The sequence below is a fragment of the Corallincola luteus genome, from assembly GCF_004336975.1.
Classification (GTDB): Bacteria; Pseudomonadota; Gammaproteobacteria; order Enterobacterales; family Neiellaceae; genus Corallincola; species Corallincola holothuriorum.
This window is the reverse complement of the sequence record NZ_SJXE01000009.1, coordinates 168975-194916: the sequence shown is the minus strand read 5'-3', so window position 1 is coordinate 194916 and position 25942 is coordinate 168975. Positions and strand designations below refer to the sequence as shown.

22 protein-coding genes are annotated in these 25942 nt (G+C 48.5%); 9 read left to right on the top strand and 13 right to left on the bottom strand.

Annotated elements, in window-relative coordinates:
• The 7 genes from EZV61_RS15970 to EZV61_RS15940 form a co-directional block, all read right to left on the bottom strand.
• Positions 1-1076, bottom strand: a 1076-nt coding sequence (locus EZV61_RS15970; protein WP_131416902.1) for a glutathionylspermidine synthase family protein, incomplete at its 3' end; no start/stop codon positions are given.
• Positions 1076-1669: a DUF1190 domain-containing protein gene (locus EZV61_RS15965; protein ID WP_114338493.1), complete on the bottom strand. Its 594-nt coding sequence runs from the start codon at positions 1667-1669 to the stop codon at positions 1076-1078. The genes EZV61_RS15970 and EZV61_RS15965, both read right to left, overlap by 1 nt.
• Before the next feature lie 12 nt (positions 1670-1681).
• Entirely contained in the window at positions 1682-2086 is a 405-nt protein-coding gene (locus tag EZV61_RS15960; RefSeq protein ID WP_213014108.1) for a DUF350 domain-containing protein, read from the bottom strand.
• A 90-nt stretch (positions 2087-2176) separates the two neighbouring features.
• Positions 2177-2833: a YjfK family protein gene (locus EZV61_RS15955; RefSeq protein ID WP_131416900.1), complete on the bottom strand. Its 657-nt coding sequence runs from the start codon at positions 2831-2833 to the stop codon at positions 2177-2179.
• Positions 2830-3915 carry a potassium channel family protein gene (locus EZV61_RS15950; RefSeq protein WP_131416898.1) on the bottom strand — a complete coding sequence of 362 codons (1086 nt, stop codon included), beginning with the start codon at positions 3913-3915 and terminating at the stop codon, positions 2830-2832. Before EZV61_RS15950 ends, EZV61_RS15955 begins: the two co-directional genes overlap by 4 nt.
• Before the next feature lie 15 nt (positions 3916-3930).
• Positions 3931-4617, bottom strand: a complete 687-nt coding sequence (locus EZV61_RS15945; RefSeq protein ID WP_114338496.1) for a PspA/IM30 family protein — start codon at positions 4615-4617, stop codon at positions 3931-3933.
• 12 nt (positions 4618-4629) lie between these two features.
• Complete coding sequence (locus EZV61_RS15940) at positions 4630-5058, bottom strand: YjfI family protein (RefSeq protein ID WP_114338497.1); 429 nt, start codon at positions 5056-5058, stop codon at positions 4630-4632.
• A 192-nt stretch (positions 5059-5250) separates the two neighbouring features.
• Between EZV61_RS15940 and EZV61_RS15935 the strand changes: the two genes are divergently transcribed.
• The 8 genes from EZV61_RS15935 (at position 5251) to EZV61_RS15900 (ending at position 16761) form a co-directional block, all read left to right on the top strand.
• The gene (locus EZV61_RS15935; RefSeq protein ID WP_130565349.1) at positions 5251-5517 is read left to right on the top strand and encodes a DUF6471 domain-containing protein; all 267 of its coding nucleotides are present in this window, start codon (positions 5251-5253) and stop codon (positions 5515-5517) included.
• Positions 5518-5636: 119 nt separating this feature from the next.
• Complete coding sequence (locus EZV61_RS15930; protein ID WP_131416896.1) at positions 5637-6362, top strand: hypothetical protein; 726 nt, start codon at positions 5637-5639, stop codon at positions 6360-6362.
• Between the two features lie 5 nt (positions 6363-6367).
• A complete protein-coding gene (locus tag EZV61_RS15925) occupies positions 6368-7006 on the top strand; it encodes an OB-fold-containig protein (RefSeq protein WP_131416894.1) in 639 nt (212 codons plus the stop codon).
• 56 nt (positions 7007-7062) lie between these two features.
• Positions 7063-9123: a flotillin family protein gene (locus EZV61_RS15920; protein WP_240695225.1), complete on the top strand. Its 2061-nt coding sequence runs from the start codon at positions 7063-7065 to the stop codon at positions 9121-9123.
• A 145-nt stretch (positions 9124-9268) separates the two neighbouring features.
• Positions 9269-14641, top strand: coding sequence for a DNA repair ATPase (locus EZV61_RS15915; RefSeq protein WP_205695401.1), 5373 nt, complete (start codon positions 9269-9271; stop codon positions 14639-14641).
• Positions 14641-15342, top strand: a complete 702-nt coding sequence (locus tag EZV61_RS15910; RefSeq protein ID WP_131416890.1) for a phospholipase D-like domain-containing protein — start codon at positions 14641-14643, stop codon at positions 15340-15342. Before EZV61_RS15915 ends, EZV61_RS15910 begins: the two co-directional genes overlap by 1 nt.
• An 88-nt stretch (positions 15343-15430) precedes the next feature.
• On the top strand, positions 15431-15838 hold the full coding sequence (locus tag EZV61_RS15905; RefSeq protein ID WP_114338625.1) for a hypothetical protein: 408 nt from the start codon (positions 15431-15433) through the stop codon (positions 15836-15838).
• A gap of 554 nt (positions 15839-16392) precedes the next feature.
• Positions 16393-16761, top strand: a complete 369-nt coding sequence (locus EZV61_RS15900) for a hypothetical protein (RefSeq protein ID WP_131416888.1) — start codon at positions 16393-16395, stop codon at positions 16759-16761.
• An 80-nt stretch (positions 16762-16841) separates the two neighbouring features.
• On the opposite strand, the gene EZV61_RS15895 is transcribed toward EZV61_RS15900, so the two are convergent.
• The 5 genes from EZV61_RS15895 to EZV61_RS15875 form a co-directional block, all read right to left on the bottom strand.
• Entirely contained in the window at positions 16842-17693 is an 852-nt protein-coding gene (locus EZV61_RS15895) for a lipase family protein (protein ID WP_114338502.1), read from the bottom strand.
• Between the two features lie 66 nt (positions 17694-17759).
• Positions 17760-18593, bottom strand: coding sequence for a potassium channel family protein (locus EZV61_RS15890; protein ID WP_205695400.1), 834 nt, complete (start codon positions 18591-18593; stop codon positions 17760-17762).
• A 406-nt stretch (positions 18594-18999) separates the two neighbouring features.
• The gene (locus tag EZV61_RS15885) at positions 19000-22104 is read right to left on the bottom strand and encodes an efflux RND transporter permease subunit (RefSeq protein ID WP_131416886.1); all 3105 of its coding nucleotides are present in this window, start codon (positions 22102-22104) and stop codon (positions 19000-19002) included.
• On the bottom strand, positions 22101-23423 hold the full coding sequence (locus EZV61_RS15880; protein WP_114338504.1) for an efflux RND transporter periplasmic adaptor subunit: 1323 nt from the start codon (positions 23421-23423) through the stop codon (positions 22101-22103). The genes EZV61_RS15885 and EZV61_RS15880 overlap by 4 nt, the downstream gene beginning before the upstream one ends.
• The gene (locus EZV61_RS15875) at positions 23407-24018 is read right to left on the bottom strand and encodes a TetR/AcrR family transcriptional regulator (RefSeq protein WP_165569640.1); all 612 of its coding nucleotides are present in this window, start codon (positions 24016-24018) and stop codon (positions 23407-23409) included. Before EZV61_RS15875 ends, EZV61_RS15880 begins: the two co-directional genes overlap by 17 nt.
• Before the next feature lie 341 nt (positions 24019-24359).
• Between EZV61_RS15875 and EZV61_RS15870 the strand changes: the two genes are divergently transcribed.
• Complete coding sequence (locus EZV61_RS15870; protein ID WP_114338506.1) at positions 24360-25133, top strand: SDR family NAD(P)-dependent oxidoreductase; 774 nt, start codon at positions 24360-24362, stop codon at positions 25131-25133.
• A 64-nt stretch (positions 25134-25197) separates the two neighbouring features.
• Here the strand turns inward: EZV61_RS15870 and EZV61_RS15865 are convergent, their stop codons facing one another.
• Positions 25198-25794: an acetate uptake transporter gene (locus EZV61_RS15865; protein ID WP_114338507.1), complete on the bottom strand. Its 597-nt coding sequence runs from the start codon at positions 25792-25794 to the stop codon at positions 25198-25200.
• Positions 25795-25942: the final 148 nt, after the last annotated feature.

Below are 25942 nucleotides of genomic sequence, written 5' to 3'. Positions count from 1 at the left end.
GCTTCGTGGCCGACCACCCAGCTACCGATGAGGGTAAAGCTCTCGTTAAAGCGGGGCAGGGGGCTGAGAGATTGGTATATATAGCCCTCTTCACCGTACTCACCGCCGACGGCCAGTGTGGGTTTGCCATCTTCTATCAGTGAGATATTTGCGCCTTCACGGCTAAACAGTGGCTTTTTACAGTAGCTGTTGCCTAAATCGGCCTTTTGTTCACCTTCAAAATAGGATGGCAGCAAGTTGGGGTGGCCTTTATGAAATTGCCACAACAGGGGCAATATCCCCTTATTGCTCAGGATCGCTTTCCAGGCGGGTTCGACAAAGCGGGTTTTCGATTTTGCTAAGTAATCACTGAAAGGATCCGTGAGCATCCACTCCCAAGGATAGAGTTTGAACAGGCAACTTATCTCGTAGTCGTCGAGATCGGTAAACTGACCTTTGGTGTTAACGCCGATATCTTCGACATAGATAAAGCGTGTTGCGACTCCGGCTTGCTGAGCGCAATCTTCCAGATATTCGACGGTTGCCCGATCTTCGGTACTGTCCTGACAACAGGCAAAGTGCATTTCACCATCAGAGGGGATCTTTGCCATCTGGGCGATCAGCTTTTCCTGGATAGAATTAAACTGGTCAGTGCTACGTAACAGGGTGCCGGCTTTGACCTGATCTTCGAGCCAGATCCATTGGAAGAAAGCGGCTTCGTAGATGGAGGTTGGTGTATCAGCGTTGTATTCAAGTAGCTTGGCAGGGCCGTTGCCGTTGTAAGCAAAGTCCATTCGCCCGTACAAACTCGGCTCTTTGAAGCGCCATGAATCAAGAATGAGTTGCCACTGATGCTTGGGGATCTGGAGTTTTGTTAGCCAATACTCATCGCGAACAACTTGCTCAACCAGATCCATGCAGAGCGCTTCTAGCTCGTTGGTAGGATCTTCAAGATCCCGTTCAATCTGCTGGAGCGTGAATTGATAGTAGTGGTTTTCGTCCCAGTAGGGTTCGCCATCAATGGTATGAAAGTCGAACCCATACTGGTTAGCACGTTGCAGCAGATTAGGCCGCGGTGCACAGGCGATACGTAGCACTAACTACCCCAGCCGCCGCGAGCAGCTGTTTTAGAACCAAAACCACCACGGCTGACCGTCGCGGCTTTTTTGCCATACTGGCCAGAACTGCGTTTAATTTGGCCGGAGTTATTTGGCACTGTTGTCATGATAGAGCGCGGTAATTTACTGGCTCGGCCAGTGCTGCCGTAGCTGCCTACCGGATAGTTATTACTGGTACGGTACATACCCCAATCGTCACGTGAACGGTATAAAGGGCGTGAATAAGCGCTACGATAATAGAGGCTATTGCCTACATCGCGAGCGATCATCGACATCATGTAACCAGCCATAAAGGGCTGCCAGAAGCCGCTGCTGCGTGATGGCTGGCATTGCTCTGCACCAAAGTCCATTTCACAGTTGTACCGGCTATCGTAGCGTGGTGCTTCCAGTTGGTTTGCTGCTACTGCTTTTTCGTATTGATACTCGCAATCACTGGCTTCAAACAAGCCGCTGGCCTTGCACTCTGCCACACTTTTAAAAGTAACGATCTCTTCTTGTGGCTCGCTACAGCCTGTCACCATGCCGCCAGCGAGTCCCATCAGAGTAAGTTTGACTGTACGGGAACGTTTCATTTTGACGCTCCTCTAGTAGGTCATACAGGCAGCGTTCAAAATACCGGTTGCCAATGCGCAACAACCAAGGAATACACCCGCAGGCAGCTCATTGGCAGTTAGGCGCTCAGTCAACCGCGGCATATAGAAGCGGACAGTAAAGTAGGTTAATAGCTGAGTTACCATGGCAACGCCACCCCAGATAATAAAGTCGATGACACCCACAGAGTTGATGGCTGCACTGGCAACAGGGATGGTGAAACCCACGACGGTTAGACCAAAGGCAACTGCCGCTGCACTGTTGTTTTCGCGCATTAAGGTCCATTCACAGTGTGGTGTTGCTTTGGTATAGATGGCGGTAAACAGCAGGATCATTACGTAGCCGCTGACGAAATAGAGGGCAAAAGCAGGTAAACCCTGAAGGGATTCCATAAACATAGTTATTCGCTTCCTTAATTGTTTAAATTTGACGCTGATTCTTGGTGTTATAACGACCGGATATTGTTTATCTAGGCCGTTGGGTTATCTTTAGCTGATCACTCTAAATTGCGACGGTGATAGGTTGACGCCAAGGGCGTAACTAAGCATGCGCTCATTGTCACCGCTCTCCTCGGCATTAATCAATAGCAATTCGTTGATATCGTCGTTAATGCCTCTTTCATACAGCATACAGAAGTTATCAACGCTATAACGTTCGCCGGCTTTGTTTTCTACCTTTTCAGTCATGGCCACGGGAGGCACGTTACCGTCGTTATCGCCAAAAAATACCCGTTGGAATTCGCGGTCACTGTGTTGAAAGGTCGGGGTACCAATAAAGTCGGCGGTGATAACTTTTTCCCACTCCGCTTTGGTTGCGATGGCGTTGCTCTTATCGTAAACAAACAGCAATACATCTTCGACATTATGTTCAGTTTCGTCGCCACTGTAGTTTATCTGGATAAAAGCATCGTCGCTGGTGTAGTAACGCAGCATATAAGACCCTGCGCCAAGAGAGGTACGGCTAATCGCTTCAATTAATTGCGTGTCGCCCGGAAACTCCATCTTTAATTCGTCACCGAGTACGCGAAAATCCAACGAGCTTAGCTCTACGGCACAACCCAGATGCAAACCAAACAAGCCTTTTTCAGGCTGCTTGGGTGCTTCCTCTTGCTTCTTTTTACCGAACAGATCTTTGAAAAAACTCATGATGCTTTCTCCGGGGATAATGCTGACCAGTTAACGCTCGACTCTGTTAAGCGTTGGGCGGCAATATAATATAGCGTTACGCCTGAGCTGAGTGGTTTGTTCATCGCCGGGTTGATCTCCACTTCACCTTGAGTGCTATGGTCGGCCACGGCAATCAGGGTGGCATCATGTTGCTGTTTTAGGTAGATAAATAGCTCGCCAAAACTTGCGGTCGGTGCATTAACTGGAATAGTTAATGAAAACTGCGTGGCACCGTCGAGCGTATTCATCAGTTGTTCAAATACTCGGCTGGAGCCGGGATCTTGCATGGAACGTGTCAGCAGCTCAGCCTCGCGTGAGGTACTGACTTCGATATGGGGATAAGCCGTTTCTACTAGTTGCGCCATCGATTCACTTTCAAAGTAAGCGCAGACATGGGTGGAATCTGGCTGAGTCAATGCGCCAACCCTTAAAGCGATGGCCAAAGTCTCTTCGTCACTGTCGCCATCAATTATTACTTTATCCGCTTCTTCAATTCCAGCTCTCTGCAATGAACTAGGTTCAGAATAGCTTTCAACGCGAATAAAGTTAACTTCAATACGGTCAGGGCAGGGGTGTTCCATCTCATCTGTCACGCATAGAAGGATCTGACGTTGTTGGCGGTTTTTATCACCCAGTATCAGTTCGATAATCTTTAGTGTCTGCATCGGCGTCCAGCCGATCAACACAATGTGATTAGACAGATGCCCGAAATCACGTTCACCTTTCATGGTTTGCTCCCACATTAGCGAGATAGTAGTGGCAAGTTTGCCGATAAATGAACCGAATAGACCTAAACCGAGGGGGATAACCCACAGTGTGACAGCCCACATGCCAGAGGCACTCTCCGGCGAATAATCGCCGTAACCTACGGTAGATATGGTGACCATAAACCAGTAAATATAACGGCTGAGGTTTTCGGTTAATGCGGTTTCGCCTGCCAAATAAAGCAAGGCATAAGAAGTGACTGCGTGACCAACGACAAGGCCGGCAAGTGCCGGCCAAGTTAGTGAACGCAGGTGTTGATTGAGGCGCAGGCTAGCCCAGCGCAACCACCACTGCATGGTAATCGTCCTTTATTAGCCTGCTTGTTTTGCTTTCAGTCGCTCTAACACGGAGTTAGCTGAGGAAGTAGAACTACCGATCCCAGCGTCCTTGAGTTTTTTCTCTAGTTCATTGCCGTCGTCAGATAACTCTTCCGCTGCTTCAAGTTTAGCTTGCTTCTCTGCTTGCTTATTCTTGATGCGCTGCAGTGAATCTGCGGCATTGGCTACTTTTGAGTTGGCATTGATACTGGTTGCAGCGATCTGCTCTTGTGCTTTTTGTACTGCTTCGGTCGCTTTCACCTGCGCCAGTTGACGCTCCATTTCCGCTAACTGTTTCTTGCTTTTAGCGATAGTGGTTTCGATACGGGCAAAATCAGCCTTAATTGTATCCAGATGCGCTTTGTCTTCAGTGAACTGAGTTTCCAGCGCTGCAATTTTTTCTGCCACTTCGCCAGCCAAGGCTTCATCACCTTTGCTTAGGGCTTCTACGGCAAAGTTTTCATATTTGCTGATCTCTGCTTGCAACTTGTCCACCTTAGATTCAGCCAGTTTCTTCTTACCTGCTAAATCAATACGGCTACGACCTGCTACGTCCATTGCCTGGCGTGCGTCGCGGATATGCTGCTCCAGCAAACGGATTGCTTGAGCGTCGGTAAATTCTTCTTCCATCTCGGCTTTGATAGCACGACCGAAAGTAAACAGTTTCTTAAATAAACTCATGATAAATTCCTCTTATTCGGCTGCAGGGTGACGGGCAATTTGATCTTCACACGCTTCGGCAACGGTTAATACGTTATCTGCCAAGCTAGTGAGTTCCAGCATTACGTTTTCTATGGTTGATGTCGCACTCAGCGCACCAAATAGGACGTAATGGTCCTCGCCGTTAATGGTTTCAATGGCAACGGTAGAAAGCGGCAGGTACTTATGGTTGCGAAGGAACTCATCGTTCAACGCTACCTTGTCCTTAACTACTGCAACCGGAAACAATACAGACTCCATCAACATCTGATCTTCAGAGATGCTGATAACGACGGGCAGGTCACCCTGCTCATGCATGGTGGCTGCCAAGCAGTCGCCTACCAAAGATACAGTTACCTCTCCAGAAGTAATCGCATCAAGTTCGTACATCGCGTCTAATAAAGTTTGTGTAGTCCAGCTCATGATTCACTCCGTGTTATGGGTGCTGGCGAACCAGCCACTTAAGGATGTTCTCAAAAATAATAAATGTCAACTATATTCAACATTTGTTTTGTTTTGTTGCTTTTTGGTTCGTATTGACCAATACTCATATCATTCACAATATGTAATGATTGAGCGCGCAAACATGCGCGATGAAATTACTAAGGAAACACTATGACAACAGATACGCCTCCTGCGTTCGATTCTGTTATTAAACGCCTGGTGAGAACCATGATGGCGCAAAGTGGTATGACGTACGCTGAACTGAGTAAACAGTTATACCTGCAGTTCGGAACGACACAGTTGGACAATAATCTGAGGTCGAAGGTTAACAAAGGCAAGATGTCTGCGGATCTTTTTATTCAAATTTTGTCTGTGTGCAAGTTTTCGGTGTCACCTGAGATAGTTAAGCAGGTGATAGAGGCGACGCGTAGAGCTTAGGTCAGTTGTGTTAGTTGGAATTTGTTAGAGCTTGTTCATAAAAATAGTGGGTGTAAAGAGCAGTTAGGCGCCTAATTCTGTATATTCGCGCTTTGGTTCAAAACTAAGGGATTTTTGTTTTGGAATTAACCATCACTGACGAACAACATCAGCAAGTATTAGATGCTGTGACTCTGCATAAAGAGCGCTTAAAAGAGAGCCATTACGCAGAGAAATTTATTATAGCGACAGCTGAAGCCACGGGTACCGAGCCCGTGTTCGTTGAAAAGATAGTAAAGCGAGTGTTAGCTCAGCGAGAGCCCGGAGTACCGCTTCATAGACAGTTGCGCAGGTTGTTGTTTAGACAGCATAAGCCATTGTATATCGTATCTATTTCTTTATTTGTGTTGGTCGCTGGTTATTTTTTCTATCAACCTCTTTGGAATAACCTAGCGCAACAAGCCGAACATGAAACTGCCAATACTTTTTTAGCTGAACATTATCAAGCCAATCAGATTGCCCATGCTTATAGTCAGTTGGCTGTCGTAAAGCTCATGATTTCGACATATTTTCTCGAAAACGATCAGTTTCCTGATGATTTACAAGAGCTTGGTTTTGATGTGAGTCAGTTGCCTAACGACCCAGTTATTCATGATATCTATCTTGATGATAATGGCGAAATCCGAGTTCAGTTTGAAAAGAGTATTGGGACCAGCCTTGAAGGAACTAATCTCGTGATGTTTTTGACTCCGGTACTGAAAGACTCCTGGAATGGCGTTCAGTTTGATTGGCAGTGCAGTACCACGATTAAAAACATCCAGGTGAATTATTGCCTTCATAACGGCATGCTTGTGTATAAGGGATAAATGATATGGATATTTTCTTAGCTACCTTGCTGCAATTCCCTACGGTTATCTATACCGTCCTGTTGGGAGTAATGCTGTGTTTCTGGATCATTGCATCGATAGGTATGCTTGATTTGGATGTCTTGGATATTGATATCGATATCGATGTTAATTCTGTTGGCGGTGCTGCAGGTATGTTGTTAAAGCTTGGCTTAGTTGGTGTACCACTGACTATCTCTCTCACATTATTCGCCTTGTTTGGTTGGACCATTTGCTTCTTTTCGATGCATTGGCTTATTAATCCTCTGTTCTCGTTTTCCGGGGTTTTGCAATGGGTACTTGGTACCGGCGTAGCGCTCGCTGCGTTTGTCTTGTCAATCCCTCTGACTTCTATCTTTATAAAGCCATTCAAGCCTCTTTTTCGTTCCACTAATGCAACATCTGTCAATGACTTAGTTGGTTCAAAGGTTGTGATTCGAACTTCTAAGGTCACGCCAACCTTTGGTGAAGCCACATTGGAAGATGGTGGGGCTGGAATGGTATTACGCGTTCGGGCAGATGAGACACAAAATTTAACGCGAGGTGACATTGTGGTGATCCTCGAATACCTGCCAGAAACACATGCCTATCGTGTGATGACAGAAGCAGAATTGTTTGAACAATAACTCGTTTTACTACCCAACTTTTTGTACAGATTTAATTTGAAAAAGGAAGATTCAATATGATGTTTGATCCTACCAGTTTGATGGGGATGGGTGTCGTTATCGGTGTACCGATTGCATTAGTTTTCTTTGTCTTAATGATGATTAAGGCGTTTTACGAGAAGGTTCCGCAAGGAACCGCAATGATCATCAACGATATGAGTACGACACCAAAAGTAAAATTCACTGGGGGTCTAGTTATTCCGGTGGTTTACAAAAAGGAACTGATGAAGATCTCTTTGATCACTCTAGAAGTGGATCGAAGAGGACGTGATGGTTTGATCTGCCGCGACAATATGCGGGCGGACATTACCGTGGCTTTCTACCTGCGCGTTAATGAAACCCAGGAAGATGTATTGAAGGTCGCTAAGGCGATTGGCGTAGAGCGTGCATCTGACAAAGCGGCGGTGAATGAGTTGTTTAACGCCAAGTTCTCCGAAGCGCTGAAAACCGTCGGTAAGCAGATTGAGTTTGTACGTTTGTTTGAAGATCGTCTGACCTTCCGTGAAAAGATTGTTGAGGTGATTGGTGATGATCTAAACGGTTACATTCTTGAAGATGTTGCCATCGATTACTTAGAACAAACACCAAAGAGTGCCTTAGATCCTACCAATATTTTGGATGCTCAGGGCATACGAAAAATTACCGAGCTGACGGCAACTCAGAACGTGCAAACCAACGAATTTGAGCGTAATGAAGAGTTGGCGATCACCAAGAAAAACGTGGAGACCAAAGAGTCTATGTTGGCGTTAGAGCGTCAACAAGCGGATGCCGAAGCCCGTCAAGCACGTGAAATTGCCACAATTAAGGCCCGCGAAGAAGCTGAAACCATTAAGGTCAGTGAAGAGGAGCGTCTGCGTTCGGAACAGGCCCGCATTAAAACACAGCAAGATCTCGATATTCAGGAAGAGAATCGTAAGCGTGAAGTCGAGATTGCGGTCGAAAATCGTCAGCGTGCCGTAGTGATTGAGAAAGAAAAAGTAACGCGGGCACAGGATCTGGAAGTGGTCTCCCGCGAGCGTGAAGTTGAGCTTGAGCGTATCGCCAAAGAAAAAGACCTGGAAGTTGAGCGTACCAATATTGCTAATGTGACCCGTGAGCGTGTGGCAGTAGAGAAAACAGTGGCTGAAGAGGAGGAGCGTATTAAAGAGGTGCGTGAAATCTCAGAAGCCGATCGAGCTAAGCAGGTGTTGATCTTAGAGGCGCAGGCGCAAGCCGAAGAGGAGCTGGTTAAGCAGGTTAAGCAGGCCGAAGCCGATGAAACCAAAGCTAAGCATAAAGCCGTTGAACTGAACGTATTGGCACAAGCTGAACTGGAAGCGGCAGCAAAGAAAGCCGATGCGATGAAACGTATGGCTGAAGGTCTCGAGGCCGAACGTGCGGCGCCAGGTTTTGCTGATGCCCGTGTACAGGAAGCAAAAGCAGAAGCACTAGAGAAAGAAGGTGCTGCTGAAGCACAAGTACTCGCGAAAAAGATGGAAGCCCAGGCCCAAGGTGATGAGCAGCAAGGGTTGGCGAAAGCCCGTGTGATTGAAGCGCAAGCGATTGCCAAAGAGAAAGAGGGGCTGGCCGAAGCCAAGGTGCTGGAAGAGAAGCTGGGTGCCCAAGCCAAAGGCGACGAACAGCAAGGTCTCGCAGAAGCCGCCGCAGAGAAAGAGAAAGGTTTGGTGGCTGCCACAGTTATTCGCGAGAAATTGACCGCAGAAGCTGAAGGTTTAGTGGATAAGTTCAAGGCGATGGATGCCATGAGCGATCAGGCGCGCAGCCACGAAGAGTTCCGTATGCAGCTTGAGAAGCAGTTTGAAGAAGCGATTGCGTCTATCGGCGCGAGCAAAGAGATCGCCAAAGAGCAGGCTGAAGTTCTGTCAGCTGCGTTGTCGAATGCCAATATCGACATTGTTGGCGGTCAGGGCGAGTTCTTTGATTCGTTCGCCAAGTCTCTGTCTGTTGGTAAATCAGTTGAAGGGATCGTGGGTAAAAGCCCCGTGGTGCAGGAGCTGTTAAGCAAGGTGATGGCGCTGGGTGGCGGGAAAGGGGGCAAGAAACCTTCTAGCTCAACCTCATCAACCGATCTGTTGTAAGCCCTATGGCAAGCGTCCTAATGCGAAGTTAACTCCGCATTAGGACGGTCAATATGGCTGGCCAGTTTCACCTGACGTCTCAGGAATACATCATGGGATGTCAGTGTGGCCAAACTGTTTCGACAGCACGCAGGGAGTACACAGGGTGCAGGATAAAAACCAAGATAAACAAGGCGCTGAAGCCGGTATCGTTGATAAGGCAGTGACCGAAGGTGGCGCTTATGAAGTGATCCGTAAGCGCTTGGAAGGGCAAGGGAAGCAGCTTCGAGAAGAAGTCGATGTCCTTAACCAGTCACGTATCAGTGAGTTTGGTAGTACCGAAATGAAAGTGCTGGGGCGTTTGCGTACCCGCACGGAAAATAACTGTATTGCCCAGGATATCGTCTGTGTTGGCGAACACCTGCTGTTTGGCTTCAACGTGTTTATGGGGCTAAAAAAAGAGACTCACATCAGTGATGTATTTGCCCTCTATCATTTCCAAAAAACTGCTGATGGCTTTGATTTAGAGCCCGCGCGCAGTGACGATACGTTTTTGGCCAATGCTGCCTTTGTGCGTGAGTTTAATGAACTGTACGCCTATTACAAAAACACTCGTTTGTCGCAGCTGGTGGTCAAAGATGGCAAGTTACTAGCCAGCTTCCAGATCGGCGAACGGGAAGAAGATATCCGTGTGTTTCGTTGGTCGATCAGTGCAGATGGCAAACGTGTAGAGTATATCGACAACCGTGGTGAGCGTGATATCGCCTTGCCATCGGCTTATGATTTTGAATGGCAGGCAACCAGTCGTGAGAATGCTGTTCATGGTAAACATCCTCACCTCAATATTCTCGATACCCTGTTTGTGGAAACGGTCGGTGGTGATCTGACCGTTAAGATAGAAGACAACACCGCGTCCGGAGAGGGGATCTACGCCGAAGCTGTGGTGGATCAGACCCAGTCGCTGGATGATGCCGATGTGTTTTATGCCGAGGTCGGCCACCTGATCCTGCTAAAAATCTTGCCTTATCGTGAAGAGACCTGGCGCTACTTGTTATTTAACAAGCTGACCCATGAAGTGTTGCGTGTCGATGCTATTGGTCAGGCATGTCGGCTGTTGCCAGAAAATCACGGCATTATTTTCCCTGGCGGCATTTATCTGGAGTCAGGCGGGCTTAAACTGTTTGATGAAGACATGACTGGCATGCGTTTCCGTCGTGTGCGCCGCTCGCCCAATGGCGAAGATGCCATGTATGTGTTCTACAACCCTGAGAACGCAACGATCGCCTTGTTTGCGTACAACCTGATCGAGAAAAGCCTGCAAGTGCCGTTACTTGGCCATGGTTACGCCATGCTCGATGATGGCACCATGGTGATTTTCTATGCCGAAGGGGATGAGCCAACCCGCGTGCATCCGATGCAGGTGTGGGAAACGCCCTATTGCAGTGATGAGCATGCCAGTAAAGCACCGGTGAAAGACAGCGTCTATGGCCGCATTGGCAATGCTGAATTAGTGCGTGCTATTTCCGATTTTTACAGTGTATGCCGTGCCGTAGATGAGCAATCCGTGTCGGCGCGTTTATATGATGAACTGTGCAAAAATACCTTGCGCCTGTTTGATAGCTACTACTGGTTGGACAATCAGGAAGTACAGGGGATCTCAGATCTGCTACACGAGATCGCCAAAACCAGTGAACTCGTGCTAGATGAGTTTGAAAAAGTAGAAAGTATTCGTCAGCAGTCAGAGTTGGCGATGGCTGAGGCGGAACAACAGCAAAAAGCGCTGCTCAAATCGATGAATGTCGATAGTTGGCACAGTGCTGAAGCTTTTGTTGATGCCCTCGACAGCATTCGCAAGCTGCGCGGTCACTTACTGACGATCCGTGACTACCGTTATATCAATACCCCACGTATTGATGAGATGGAGCAGCAGCTACAAGAAACCGGTGACAAGATATCACTGAAAACCGGCGAATTTCTCTCATCAGCTGAAGCCATTGCCCCCTACCATGATCGTCTAGGGACGCTGGAACAGGCGCTAGCCGATGCGAATTCGATTGTAGAGCTGGAGGCACCTGTCGCCGGACTCGAAAAGATGGCTTCAGAGCTGGATCTGCTATCTGAGCTGATGACCAGCCTGAAAGTGGATGACGCACAGCAGCGTACCGCCATTGTTGAGGCGATCTCTGAGGTTTACGCCAAGTTAAATCAGAGCCGTGCCCGTGCCGGACACAAGCAAAAAGAGCTCGGCTCGGCAGAAGCTGTGGCTGAGTTTTCCGCGTCGTTTAAGTTGTTTTCTCAAGGTATTACCAATGCCCTGAGTGCGGCCACCACGCCGGAGAAGTGTGATGAGCAGCTGACGCGCTTGCTGGTGCAGCTAGAAGAGCTGGAGAGCCAGTTCAGTGAGCATGACGAGTTCTTGGCCGATATTCTTTCCAAGCGGGAAGAAGTTTACGAAAGCTTTGAGGCGCAGAAACAAGCGCTACTTGATGAGCGCCAGCGCAAGGCACAGAACCTGCAGGATGCCGCCAGCCGTATTCTCAGTAACATTCAAAAACGGGTACAGCGTTTCACCGAGCCTGATGAACTGAACAGCTTTTATGCCGCCGATCCGCTGGTGATGAAAGTACGGGAGATCAGCGAGCAGTTGCGCGGACTCGATGATCAGGTGAAAGCCGATGATATCGATGCCCGTTTTAAGATGGGTAAAGATCAAGCGCTGAAATCGCTGCGAGATAAGAGCGAGATCTATGAAGAGGGCGGTAACGTCATCAAGCTGGGACCACGGCACAAATTTAGTGTGAATACCCAGCCGCTAGATATCACTATCTTACCGCGTAATAACCAGCTTAATTTCCACCTCACCGGTACCGACTATTTCGAGCCAGTAGAAGATAAGCGGCTGGCTGAATTGAGCCAATACTGGCAGGCGGATATCGAATCTGAATCTGCTGAGATCTACCGCGCTGAATATCTGGCTGGATTGATCCTCGATAGCGCTGATATGCATGAGCATGGCCTTACACCAGAGTTACTAAGCAGCGCTGCCAGTGAGCAAGAGGCGCTGGTTAAGATCGCCAGAGAGTTTGCTGCGCCAAGATATAAAGAGGGCTATCAGAAAGGGGTTCATGACCATGATGCTGCGCTGATCCTGGCCAAAGTGTTGCCTTTACGGCAAAGCGTCGGCCTGTTGCGGTTTGATCCGCTGAGTCGTGGTTTAGCGATTATCTTTTGGGCTAACAATCAGCAACAAGCTTGGGCGAAAAGCTGCCCACAGCGGGCACGCTCGGCATTGACTATGCAAACCCTGTTTGCCAGTGGCGAAGCACTCGTTTTACTGGAGCAGGAGCTGCTGAGTCAGCTGAATACCTATCTTGAATTGCATACCATTCCGGTCAGCCAGAGCGACTGCCAACGTGCGGTGAGCTATTTGGTGCGTGAGCTGGCCAACGACAGGGTGGAGTTTGAAACCAGTAAGTACGCCCGTCAGTTGGCAGATGAGCTAAAGCAGTCTCTTAAAGCTGGCAAAGCGCTGCGCACATTTGAAGAAGCATTGCAGCAGTTGGTTGGCAAAGCGGGGGAGCGCTGGGCGTTAACCCACAGCTGGTTAACCGCGATGTTAGCCAGTAAGAAAGCAGGCGCCGCGGATACAGCGGAGGCATTAGCCGCCTACGTTCCTGAAGCCGTGGCGATCATTAACGCCGAAGAGAGAGTTTCCCGTCGTCACAGCGAAGCGGATCTTAATTTCAGTGTGGATGGCCTCTTGGGTGAACATAGCCGCATTGACAGTCAGTCACTGCAGTTGCGCTTGGATAGCTTCCTGACCAACTATCAGCAGCACAGAGATCAGTTTGTGCCGGCCTATCATGAGTACCTCAATACGCGACAGCAGGTGATCAGCGATCGTCGTAAACAATTAAAGCTGCATGAATTTGTTTCGCGACCACTCAGTTCATTTGTTCGTAACCAGCTGATTAATCAAGTTTACCTGCCAATTATTGGCGATAACTTGGCGAAACAGATGGGCACCGTGGGCGAAAACAAGCGTACCGACTTAATGGGCTTGTTGATGATGATCTCGCCGCCCGGTTACGGTAAAACCACGTTGATGGAGTATGTGGCGAACCGGCTGGGTTTGATCTTTATGAAGATCAACTGTCCGTCGCTGGGGCATGAAGTGGATTCATTGGATCCAACGCAAGCGCCCAACGCTACCGCGAAGCAGGAGCTGGAGAAGCTCAACCTGGCGCTGGAGATGGGCAATAACGTGATGCTGTATCTTGATGATATTCAGCATACCCACCCCGAGTTCTTGCAGAAATTTATCTCCTTGTGTGACGGTACCCGTCGTATTGAGGGGGTATGGCGTAACGAATCAAAAACCTACGATATGCGCGGCAAGAAATTCTGTGTGGTGATGGCGGGCAACCCATACACTGAATCCGGCGAAGTGTTTAAGATCCCCGACATGTTGGCGAACCGTGCCGATATCTACAACTTAGGTGAGGTGCTTGGCGGCATGGAAGCGCCGTTTGCACTGAGCTATATCGAAAACAGTCTGACCTCGAATCAGGTGCTGCAACCGCTAGCAACCCGAGATATGCAGGATCTCTATCGCTTTGCCAAAATGGTGGAAACCGACACCATCAATACCAATGACCTTAGCCATAGTTATAGTGGCGCCGAGGTTAATGAGATCCTGGATGTGCTGCGTAAATTGATGGTGGTGCGTGATGTGCTGCTGAAAGTAAACAAGCAGTACATCGTTAGTGCCTCCCAGGCGGAAAAATACCGTACCGAGCCCGCGTTTAAGTTGCAGGGTTCATACCGCAACATGAACAAGATGGCGGAGAAGATCTCGGCGGTGATGAACGACGCCGAGCTAAAGCAGGTGATTGCTGATCATTATCTCGGAGAGGCACAACTACTTACCGGCGGGGCGGAAGAGAACCTATTAAAACTGGGTGAGATGCGCGGCACACATACCGATGCAGAAGCGGCTCGTTGGCAGCAGATCAAGGCCGACTTTGCCCGTAGTAAAGCGATGGGCGGCGACGATGCCGATACTGGCATGCAGGTGGTTGGACAACTGCACGACTTAGTTAGCAGCGTAAAAGGCGCGGCAGAACTGATGGTCAATAAGCCGGAAGTTGCGGATAGCGGCAGCGAGCAAACCTCACAAGCGATCGTTCAGTTGTCAAAAGAGCTGTCTCAGGCACAACAAGCGGCTAGTGATCGTCATATTGAAGTGGTTGAAGCACAGCACTCGGCATCCCGTGCCAAGTTCAATAAGTCGGCCCGCGCTTTTCTGACGTTGTCGAAGGTGTTCGCAAAAGCGTTATCCCGTGTTGAAGTGGTGAATCAGCCCATTCCTGGGTTAGAAAATCAGCTGGCGACGCTAACTCAGAGCTTGCAAATTATCGCCCACTCGTTGGCGCCAGATGATAACGATCAGATCCAGATCTTGTTGCGTAATATTGGCAAGTTGGAGCATGAATTAGCCGCGCTTAAAGGCGGTAAGCAGAGTGCAGAGGATGCATGATGAGTGAGTTAAGCGTATTAGAAAAACAACTGATTGATAGCTTCGATGATCTTAAGCTCAGTGACAGTGAGCGGGCGGAGCTGAAGGAGCTTGCTCGACCATTAAGCGCAGATAAAGTGAGCTTTATTCGCAACAAAGCGTTTGCTATTGCCCGTGACAAAATTGCTACGGCTAGTGGAGATGATAATGCTGCTGAAGCGTTGTCGGCGCTTGGTTGGCTGGAGCGGGTGGTGAAAACCCTTGATCAGGCCACGCGCAAACAAGCGATCACCTCGGGAGCTTATTTCAGCCCAGGCACGGCTTGCATGAAGAAGATCGTTGACCTTTGTCACCAAGCCAAGCGCAACATTGATATCTGTGTCTTTACTATCTCAGATGACCGCCTCAGTGCTGCGATTAAGAAAGCTCATGATCGCGGCGTGCAGGTGCGGATCATCACAGATAATGACAAAGCCAACGACAGTGGCAGTGATGTTGACCAGTTAGCTAGACAGGGCGTGCCGTTACGTATGGATCGCACTGAATATCATATGCACCACAAATTTGCGCTATTTGACCGCGGAACCTTGCTTAACGGCAGTTTTAACTGGACCCGCAGCGCGACAGATAAGAACGAAGAGAACATTTTGGTGACGGACAGTGAAACGCTATGTGCTTCCTATCTGGAACAGTTTGAGCGTTTGTGGCAGAAGTTCGCCTAATATAGCCTGCTATTAATATGAGCGGGTGAGAGTTGATTGAAGGTAGCAGTAAATCAAAATGAATAAACAGAACTCAGGAGAAGAAGCGATGCGCGGAGCAGGCGGAACCAGCGGTGGAGTAGGGCAATTCTTTATTGGCTTGGTAATGATGTGTGGCGGTTTTTATATGCTGTTTAATGCCATTACAGTGCGCTCCAGCTTTGGTATGCGTACCTCTCTATACTCCTTTGGCTCAGGCTGGGGAATCACCAGCGGTATGGTGATGATCCCGTTTATCTTTGGTATTGGGCTTATTTTTTACAACAGCAAAAATATCCTTGGTTGGATCCTAACCATCGGCTCACTGGTGGCGCTTATCTTTGGCGTGATCTCCTCGATAAACTTCAGCATGCGTACCATGACCTCATTCGATCTCATTGTGATCTTAGTGTTGTCCGTTGGTGGCGTAGGCTTGTTTTTGCGCTCGCTAAAAGGGCTGCCGGAAGTAAGTGAATAGTATTCGATGATAGGCTAACTTATAGCGATACAAGGGCACCACCTACGGTGCCCTTTTTTCTGGTTGCTCGTGGGTTCTCTCTGTTACATCTGTGGTTACCCCATTTTCATCTCAATCACACGCTCTTTACTAAGGTGCTTGAGCATCGTTTCTTCGTTTCACCGAAATAGCTGGCTTTGTGTTATCTACCTGCTACCGTCGAATTCGTTAGCGCAGGCGTGATTTTTCTCCTATTTGGTATTACTTCTTTGATACCAATTTCTGTGGCTTATTTTTGTAGGTTAGATACGTTAAAAGAGACTGATAGGGCTTAATTTAGTTGTGTGACTGATAGGTGTGAAGGTTGCTCTTGTGTTTGTAAGTTGCTGAATTTAAAGTGTAAAAAAACCTGACACCGGAAAATAGCTTAAACTAAATTAGTTTGTTTATCATGTTGTTATGAAGAACGTCATCAAATGGTTGATTTGGGGCATTCTATTTAATATTAGCTTGCTATAAGATGCGCAAAAATTAGGCGTTTTATAACAAGAAAATAACAAGTAGGTGAAGTAGCTATGACGTATTGGCGAGTAGTTGTATTCTCGGCTCTTATAGCAGTATTGACGAGCGGTTGCGCAACGCAGCCGACAGATCTTGGCCTGAAAGGCGAGTGGCAGATCACTTTGCTTGATGGCAATCACTACCCAGCAACAATTCAACAGCTAAGCATGGATCGTGTACAGATTAACTGTGCGAGTCTAAAGCTGTCTGGTGAGTATGAATTCCATGGTAGCGCATTGACGTTGGCGAAAGCCGATGCCAAGCGAGTTAAGTCGGCTTATTTTGAAAAAAATAGTATGGGTAACTGGACGGTGATGTCTGCTAGCACCGATACCTATTTGATGCCACACCTGCTCGGCGCACAACTCGTCCGCATAAACTGAGCATGCTTGTCACTCGGGGAGGGCATATGTGTGTTACTCCCTGAATTTGGCAATGCCTCTTTCGATAAGCTGCCATCGGCTTAGTGCTTATCAAAAAAATCTTTTCTACGAATATATTTCCCCATGTCATGGTAACTGATTGGCATCATGAGCCAGCTGGTTAAGCTTTTGACCAGGCGAAAGTGCTCAGAGACATTTTCGTAAATCTTATCGTTATGCAGCCATAGCATCCGCCCAACATGCCAGTAAAGTCCGGGAATAGGCGGTAAAAAAGTTACAATATCGATATCACAGCAGATCCTGTACGTACGTTTATGCAATAAGTACTGCTTTTTGAAGCTCCATGTGCCAGTGCCGGGCTGACCGAACGTGATCACTCGTTTTACCTTGGTTGGATAGCGTCTTTCTAATCTATCTGCTGCCAAGATGGCCATAGAGCCACCAGAGGAGTGCCCGGTTAGTGTAATCCGTTTACCGTCAGCAATGAGCGGTTCAAGAACTTGTTGGAGCCGTTCATATACGCTGACGTTCCGCTCTTTTTCTGCGTGATCCCGAGGCATGATTTGAGATACGAGTGGAGTCGTCGGCAATAGGGAAGGTTCGGTGGCGTATTTTGCCAACGGACTGGGTAGCTCCAGCAACCGAGAGTAGCCCCAGTGGACGCGATAGCTTGCACCTGGATATGTTCGTTTTACTGGAAATAGTGCCAGATTAGTTAGCCAATCGGTTAAGTGGTAAGTCCCTCTGAACACCACGACAACTTCTCTTTTTTCTCCCCACATGACCCGAATTGATACTTGACCACTTAAATCGCGGATAAGGCAGTGGCCTTCAGTATTGAACCCGTAAGCGGTGTGATCAAAGTCTGTCGGGTAGGACGCTTGGCACAGCAGTGCATAGCGCTCGTATTGATAGCTTTTTAACTTTTTCAAAGGAGAGTTCTGTAGCTACTAATACCCCCAGATTAACGTCGAGATGATGATGTCTTCGTGGCAATTTTACGACATTTTTGTTTCATCAGTTTTAGGCGACGACGCGGATGCTGATGTTGCGTTATTATTCTGCTGAGCAATCACTGCTTGCAGTTCGTTTAGCTGTACTTGGAGTGTCTTGATGTCATCACGCAGATTTGTAATGGCATGCTGATCCTTGCGTTCCTCATCCTCCTCCAGTAGCCAGGATGCAACAAAACCGGTAAAGGTACCGAACAGTCCAACACCCGCGACCATCAACATAGCAGCGATAATCCGCCCACCGATGGAGACAGGGTAATAGTCACCGTAACCCACCGTTGTTATCGTCACAAACGACCACCACAACGCATCCGCGCCGGTTTCTACATTTGCCCCCTCAACTCCCTGCTCCAGTTGTAAGATGGCGATGGCAGCGAAGATAATCATCAGCAGTGACACGGTACAAACGAGAGTAAAAGAACTCTCTGTTTTATGACGCATGGCGTAGCTGATAAGTACTTTTGTTGAACGTACTGCTCGCAGAATACGCATCACCCTGACGATACGTACGACGCGGGCATAGCGGAGCGGATCGATCATTGGGATACTGGAAATAAAATCTATCCAACCCCATTTCATAAACTGTTTTCGGTTATCGGCACGGTACCATCTAATAAAAAAGTCCGTCATAAAAATCAGGCAGATAGCGTTGTCGGCGATATCGAGAATATCGACAACTTCTGCTGGTAATTCGAATAGACTTTGCACGATCAAGGCCAACAAAACATAAAAAGACAAGACTAATAGGGCGACTTGAAAACTGCTGATTGCTTCTTCAGTTTTTTGATTACATTTGGTATTTGCGGCTGACGTGTTCAATTTTTCCTCTGTGCTGACTATGCGATTTTTTAGTGTACTGAGAGTGGTTCTAACCGTCGGCGTAAATTCTACTTCCCTATCTGAATGGTCGGGATACGGAAGAGCGTCACTGGTTTATCCAACTGAGCCTCATCTTCAAAAGCGGGTCTGCCACAGCCGAAATGCTTAGACTTACTTCGTTTGCCGCCACTGTGATTCACGGTGAAGATAGTGCAATAAACGAGGTAGTGAGTCTATCAAGGCGCTTCTTTCAAACGCTAGTAGACTACGATTTTCACTAAAAGTTGCACAACAAGAAGTTGGCTGACGCTGGCTATGATATTAACGCTCTGAACGCTATTTATATGTCGTAAGAAACTCAGCCATTGGCCGCTTAATGGCTGAGTATTATACAGGCTAAACTACCCTAATGAGCATCCTGTTTATTGGCAAAGCTTACTTTGCCAAAGTCATCCAATACTGAATAAAAGGCCGGCACCATAAACAGTACCAGTGCTGTTGAAGCGAAGATGCCAAAGACCACAGATATCACTAGGGGCTTGAGCACTTGCGCTTGCAAGCTGGTCTCCAGCATCAGTGGTAGCATCCCCGCGGCAGTGGTCATCGAGGTGATAAAGACCGCGCGAAAACGCTCACGACTGGCTTGTACCACGGCTTCATGCACGCTATCCCCCTCTTCGACGTGATGACGAATGTATTGCACCAGCAGGATAGAGTCGTTCACCACGATCCCTGCCAGTGATACAAAGCCCATCACTGATGGCATAGACAAGCTATAGCCGAGTAGCAGGTGCCCCCAAAGCACACCAATTAAAGCTAAAGGGATCGCAACCATGACGGTGACGGGTTCCAAATAGCTTTTGAACTGCAGGCTTAATATCGCAAAGACGCCAAAGAGACCGAGCAAGAAGCCTTTGCCCATGGAGCTTCCGGTCTTGGCGCTTTCTTTAACTTCTCCTTCGAACTCTATACGCAGCCCTGGATGCTTCGCCAACAATTGTGGCATCAGCTCGTTGCGGAACAGCTGCAGTACCTCGTTGGTGTTGGCCTGGCTGACATCGACATCGCCCAGCACACTGATTGTTCGCAGGCCATCTATCCGTTCAATACGGACAAACCCGCGTTGAAAGGCTATCTCGGCCAGTGAAGCAAGTGGCACCTGTTTGTCGCCGACATTAATAGGAAAGTTGAGAAGATTGCTTAGCTTAGCCGCATCAGCTTTGGCCAGCTTAACGTCGATCTGGATATTTTCCGGCCCCACTTGGATCTCATCAGCGGTTTGGTGGAAATAGGCGCCGCGCAGCTGGCTGGCGAGCATCTGACCATCGATACCATACACCTCTGCACCGGGACGTAAGGTGACTAATATTTCCTCTTTACCGGGGCGCATGGTATCGAGTAAACCGTAAACCCCCTGAAAATTCGATAGGTATTGTTGGACCTCGGTGGAGACCTGCTTAAGCAGATATAGATCGTCATGCCGTATGCGAATTTCGATGGCTCGTCCCGCGGGCCCCATCTCTGGTTGTTTAAATACCATAGACAAGGGGGCGGCTAACTCGCCGGTTTCTTCACGCCATTGGCGAATGAACTCGTGTATTGATCCGTGGCGTAGTTCCGCGCTTAGCAGATCCAAGCGGACGGTGGCGACATGTGGGCCTTTCTCTTTCGCATCGTTATTGAAATTGAATTTTTCAGTCAGGTGTTGCACATAGCTTTGGTCCACTTCCTCGGCAGAAAAGCGTTCATCTACTTTTTCTGCTGCCGCGACGATCTTTTCGACCACTGTTTTTGTTTCCATCAGCGTTGCACCGGGTGGCAGTACCACGCGCGCTTCGACGATATCGCCATCAAGTTCTGGAAACCCGATAAATTTCACCGCGCCGCCAGCCACCAAGGAGAGCGAGAGTAAAAATAGGGCGATGATCGCGCCCAAGAAGCCGTAGCGCCATTTAACAACCCACTCAACGGCGTTGACCAACTGGTTGTTTCTAAACGCTTCAAAGTGCTGATGGAACCAAGCGCGGATCCCTCTTGGCGCATCGCCGTCACTGTTTTTGCTGAGCGCATGGGACAGGTGATTAGGCAGGATCAAAAACGCTTCCAATAAACTGATTGTCAGGATCAGTAGCAGTGTTAAGGGAACGACTTTTAGAACATTGCCCATCTGACCATCAAGAAACAGCAGAGATGAGAAGATAAATACCGTGGTTAAAAACGATGACAGCACGCCCGGTGCAACCTTTTTAACGCCTGCAACAATGGCTTCAGAACGCTCCATACCGCGTTCTACATGGGAAGCGATTGACTCCGCTATCACAATGGCATCATCCATCATGATGCCGATCGCCATGAGAAAAGCGACCAGCGTCATCACGTTAATCGACAGGCCAAACAATGGCATCATCGCTACGGCCGCTAAGAAGGCAACGGGTAAGCCCATGGCGACCCAAAATGAGTAGCGAAGACTGAAGAACAGCCACATGGTTAGGAAAACGAGGAACACCCCCTGCAAACCGTTTTTGATCATCATACTCAGACGATCTGAGACCAGTGAAGACATGTCGTTGGTGGTTTGTAACGTCACACCTGCGGGCAGGTTAGGGCGTATCTCATCAAGCAGTCGCAGCAAGTCTTCTTTGACTTTGAGTACGTCCTCCTCTTTGTTTTTACTGATGGACAAGATGGCGGCCGGTTTGCCATCAAACAGCACATGCTCTTCGTCCAGCTCAAAGCGATCCGTGAGCACGGCAACATCGCCGAGCCTGACGATACCGCCATCGGTATTTGAACTGATCACTGTTTCTGCCAATGCCGCAGGGGTGACCTTTTGTTCATCAAAACGGATCAGCAGGTTCTTGTCGTGGGTCTCGATGGTGCCGGAGGGCAGGCGCACGTTTTGCCGACGTAATTTGTCGGCAATATCACCGACTGATAAGCCGAGACGACGTATATCTGTCAGCGACAGTTCCACCAATATTTGATGATCAGAGAAGCCATTGATGGTGACCAGTTTAACGCCCGCTTCAAGTTTGATGCGGCGCTTCAGTTGTTCGGCATAAGCCTTTAGCTCCGACGCTGGTAGATCGGCGACTAGAGCGACATCCATGACCGGTTTGGTACGGGACAACTCGGTGACGACCGGTGGATTAGCTTCATCGGGAAAGTCTTTCACCGCATTAATCTGAGTCTGTACATCGAGCAACATGCGGCTGATATCTGTGCCGCTATTGAGCTTTAGGGTCAGGGTGGCCATCCCTTCCACGGCTTCACAACGCACTTCTTCGATATCTGATAGGCCATCAACGGCATCTTCCATTCGCTGACACAGGTTTTCTTCGGCGTCCTGAGGCGCCGCACCCGGTTGCACTATCTGTGCTTGCACAAAATCAGATTCGAATTCTGGAAAGGTCTCCCGCTTGATCGTTGGGATCACCATTAAGCCAACCAAAATCATCGATAACATCAATAGGTTGGCTGCGGTTGGGTGCCGCGTAAAATAGTTGATCACGGCTGAACCTCGGTGTTGATTACTTTCAGTGCCATGCCAGCCACCGCGGGCATTAGATCTGTGGTGATCACGCGATCACCCGGCGAAAGTTCGGCGGTAATGGCCACTGATTGGCCGTTGAAGAACAGCATCTTCGCTGGAATGATCTGTAACTGATCATTGTTATCCAGCAGATATATCTGATTACCGTGTAGTGCTTTTAGTGGTAATAGCCAATGGGCTTTAGGCTTGCCCTTAATTTCCGCACGGAGAAACATGCCGTTGACCAGCGGTGGTTTAACAGCGGGCTCAATCTCTTGCCAGTTTTGCTCAACTTCCAGAAAGATACCGACCGTGGCTTGGCTGGGATCAACCGTGTCACTGATCCGGTCAACGCTGGCGGGCCAACGATAGTTAAAATCGAATCCTTCCAGGATTAGCTCGGCAGTCATTCCCAGTTCAGAGACTTGTGGCATGCCATTGTCCAGTGGCTTGAAGTTCAAACTCCGTACCAGTGTTCGCATATCGTGAATGGATACTTGCGCATTCACGTTCATCAGTTGCATACCATGGGCGCTGACCATCACTTGCTGACTATTAACAACTTGGTCCAACTCGACGTCAACTTCTGCGATTCTGCCTCGAAAGGGCAGTACTACCTCGGTTTTATCCAGTTTGCGTTTGGCATCATCAACTCTGGCGCTGGCTTGGCGGAGTTGTGCTTGCAACAGTTCCTCTTCGTTAGGCATCAGCTTTAACTGGTTTTCCAGTTCTTGCACCTTTTGCTGCTGTTGCAGTAGGTTTTGCGCTTCAAGATCCAGCTCAGACTGGGACACTAGGTTTTTATTCTTTAGCTGTTTTTTCCGGGTAAGCTCTTGTTTGGACAGCGCCAGACGATCATGCTCGATTTGCAAAGACAGCGCTAAGTTTTGCCGTTCTAAGGTTTTCCCTTCGAGTTGTACTTCAATGGCGCGATGGTCAGCTTCGGCCTCTGCCAGGCTGATCTCATAATCAGTGCGGTCGATACGCAGCAGCGTGCTACCTGCTGGTAGGGTTTTGCCCTTATACATGTCTGGGTTACGGTAAACCACACGGCCGCTTACTTCGGCAACAGCTTGCCATATCTGCTTCGGCTCGACACGGCCGAAGCCCTCAATGGTTGGCGCAATCAGCTGTTGTTTGACGACCAGTATGTCGACTGCCGCAGCGTTCTCTGTGGAAGGTGAAAGTGCTGGTTTGCCTTTTAGCGCGATGATGACAATAAGAGCCAGTAAACCAGCCCCCACACCGTAGACAAATAGGCGCTTTTTCGGCGTGAGGGAGTTAAGCTGAAAGCCCATGTTTTAACAGTTCCTTATTATGTTTCGCTAAACGTTGTAGGAAATTAGTATCTAACTTGATGCCTTGCATCTGCATGATGGCCGGTGGCATTAGGAATGGAAATACCATCAGACTGATAAGGGACATACGGATCAGTTTAGGATCAAGATCTGGCTTAAGATCCGCTGTACTCATGCTGGCATCTATCTTCCGGTCGAAGGTGTCGTTGATATGGGTAAACAGGCGCTGGATGATCTGTCGGGAAGGATCATCTTCCGGCAATGACATTGCCCGCTGCACCAGTTTCGGAAATGCCGGCAGCGGCGCCATCGTTTCGTAATAGCCGCTGATAATATCGCCCAGCCCATCGACGCTACTATTACTCACAAACCGTTCCAACTGTGCTGTCATCTGATCGATGAACTGGCGACAGACTGCTTCGAATAAGCCTGCTTTGTTAGCAAAGTAGTAGCGGATCATACCTATGTTGGAGTCTGCTCGGGTCGCGATGGCACGAGTGCTGACTTTTTCGTAAGGCAGCGACGTAAATAGTTGCGCCGCAGCATCAATTAGCCGCTGTCGGACGCGGCTATCTTCACTTGGTCGTCCAACCATGGAGCGTTTCCTTGTTAATCGGGTGATTAATATCTTAGACCGCGCCATGCTGAATGGCGAAGGGCTTTAATTCATCGTATATCTGGGAGTGATTAATTTACGCTGATTCTCGGTAAATAGGGGTAAAACACTGTAAAGATAGGTAAAGCACATGCTGTGCTTTTCTCCTGTTTTATCTCTTTGATTAACAGGACTGTTGACGCTTGTTTGGTGTCGTAAGAATAATCGCGCACTAACGGTTGTCAGTGGTTATCGAAATAGTCTTTGCTTAGGGATATTTGGATTACGCTTATGGCAGTACGCGTACTTTTCAATAATCCCGCTCATTGGAGAATATCAGCATGGCCAACTTAGATAACAAAGTGGTTTTGGTAACCGGTTCAACAAAAGGGATAGGGTTGGCGATCGCGCAATCCTTTGCTGACAAGGGTTGCCGCGTCATTGTGCATGGCCGAGATGCACAACAGGCCGCACAGGTTTGCTTGGACATTAAGGGCTATGCGAGCGTAGCTGGTGATCTTAGTAGCGCGAATGCATGTGACGAGGTGTTACAGCAACTATCTCATTTAGATGATGTTGAATATTTAGTAAATAATGCCGGTATTTTTAGTGTGGCGGATTTTTTTGCCATTGATGACGATGAGTGGCTGCGTTACTACCAAACCAATGTGCTTAGCGTTGTGCGTCTTTGCCGGGCGCTGATGCCAGGTATGTTGGCGCGCGACAGTGGTGGGATCATTAATGTGGCGAGCGAAGCTGGCTATAAACCGTTACCGCAGATGATCCATTACTCCGTGAGTAAGACGGCGCTGACAGGCTTATCACGTGGACTTGCAGAGTTGACTAAAGGGACCAACGTTACCGTCAACACGCTATTGCCGGGGCCAACTTGGACGGCTGGGGTGGAGGAGTACTTTGCAGGCCTAGCAAAAGAGGAGGGCAGGCCACTAGATGAACTGGTGGAAAACTACTTCCAGGAACATGAGCCGAACTCGTTGATCCAGCGGTTTATTACCATTGAAGAGGTGGCCGATGCTGCCGTTTTTGTTGCTGGGAATGGTGCGGTCAATGGCAGTGCACTAAGAGTTGAGGGCGGGATTATTCGCTCGATATAAGACGTTTGATATAAGGATCCAATCAGGCACCGATAAGATGCCTTTTGGATTGAATCAGCAGCTTTTATGCGGCCACTTTCAACTGGATTGGCGCGCTGAGCTTGTGCTCGCCAATAGGTAATACTGTGCGTCCATATTGCTCATTGATCACGGTCGCCATTGCCAGATAGATTGCGCTAGCGCCACATAAAATACCTTCGTAGCCAGCAATCGTGCCTATCACGGCGCTGCCGGTGAAATCGCGGAGCGCCAACAAGAAGAACAGCAGCGTTAATGATGCAAAGACAAACTGTTTAACCCGTGGAAACTTGACTGTACCTGCCAACATAAACAGGGTAAATATGCCCCACATCAGCAGGTAAAATCCCATGTAGGCTTGGGGCGTTGCTTCAGCGATACCCATTTCAGGCAAGACCAGAAGCAGTACCAAACTCCACCAAAAAGTACCGTAAGAGATAAAGGCGGTAACGCCAAAGGTGTTACCGCGTTTGTATTCCATTACGCCAGCGATGATTTGAGCTAAACCGCCGTAACAGAGCCCCATGGCCAGGATCATGGCGCTAATAGGAAAAAAACCTGCATTGTGGATATTTAGTAAGATAGTGGTCATGCCAAAGCCCATAAGGCCTAATGGGGCTGGGTTCGCCAACTTTTCGGTCACGTACGTTACTCCGAGGGAGGGAGGTAATTAAGGAGGCGCGATTGTAGTCGTGTGACATAGATCACACAAGCTTTGTATTACATTGGCAAATGTCAGCGAACAAAACATAGCCAAGATCGCTTATTAATAATTGAGATAGCTTTGCGAA

What these genes read in the sequence shown, in the direction of transcription:
- EZV61_RS15965 (WP_114338493.1), bottom strand. Translation starts at nt 1,669, where the DNA reads ATGAAACGTTCCCGTACAGTCAAACTTACTCTGATGGGACTCGCTGGC.
- EZV61_RS15950 (WP_131416898.1), bottom strand. Translation starts at nt 3,915, where the DNA reads ATGCAGTGGTGGTTGCGCTGGGCTAGCCTGCGCCTCAATCAACACCTG.
- EZV61_RS15905 (WP_114338625.1), top strand. Translation starts at nt 15,431, where the DNA reads ATGCGCGGAGCAGGCGGAACCAGCGGTGGAGTAGGGCAATTCTTTATT.
- EZV61_RS15960 (WP_213014108.1), bottom strand. Translation starts at nt 2,086, where the DNA reads ATGTTTATGGAATCCCTTCAGGGTTTACCTGCTTTTGCCCTCTATTTC.
- EZV61_RS15945 (WP_114338496.1), bottom strand. Translation starts at nt 4,617, where the DNA reads ATGAGTTTATTTAAGAAACTGTTTACTTTCGGTCGTGCTATCAAAGCC.
- EZV61_RS15955 (WP_131416900.1), bottom strand. Translation starts at nt 2,833, where the DNA reads ATGAGTTTTTTCAAAGATCTGTTCGGTAAAAAGAAGCAAGAGGAAGCA.
- EZV61_RS15880 (WP_114338504.1), bottom strand. Translation starts at nt 23,423, where the DNA reads ATGGGCTTTCAGCTTAACTCCCTCACGCCGAAAAAGCGCCTATTTGTC.
- EZV61_RS15875 (WP_165569640.1), bottom strand. Translation starts at nt 24,018, where the DNA reads ATGGTTGGACGACCAAGTGAAGATAGCCGCGTCCGACAGCGGCTAATT.
- EZV61_RS15920 (WP_240695225.1), top strand. Translation starts at nt 7,063, where the DNA reads ATGATGTTTGATCCTACCAGTTTGATGGGGATGGGTGTCGTTATCGGT.
- EZV61_RS15925 (WP_131416894.1), top strand. Translation starts at nt 6,368, where the DNA reads ATGGATATTTTCTTAGCTACCTTGCTGCAATTCCCTACGGTTATCTAT.
- EZV61_RS15900 (WP_131416888.1), top strand. Translation starts at nt 16,393, where the DNA reads ATGACGTATTGGCGAGTAGTTGTATTCTCGGCTCTTATAGCAGTATTG.
- EZV61_RS15870 (WP_114338506.1), top strand. Translation starts at nt 24,360, where the DNA reads ATGGCCAACTTAGATAACAAAGTGGTTTTGGTAACCGGTTCAACAAAA.
- EZV61_RS15910 (WP_131416890.1), top strand. Translation starts at nt 14,641, where the DNA reads ATGAGTGAGTTAAGCGTATTAGAAAAACAACTGATTGATAGCTTCGAT.
- EZV61_RS15940 (WP_114338497.1), bottom strand. Translation starts at nt 5,058, where the DNA reads ATGAGCTGGACTACACAAACTTTATTAGACGCGATGTACGAACTTGAT.
- EZV61_RS15935 (WP_130565349.1), top strand. Translation starts at nt 5,251, where the DNA reads ATGACAACAGATACGCCTCCTGCGTTCGATTCTGTTATTAAACGCCTG.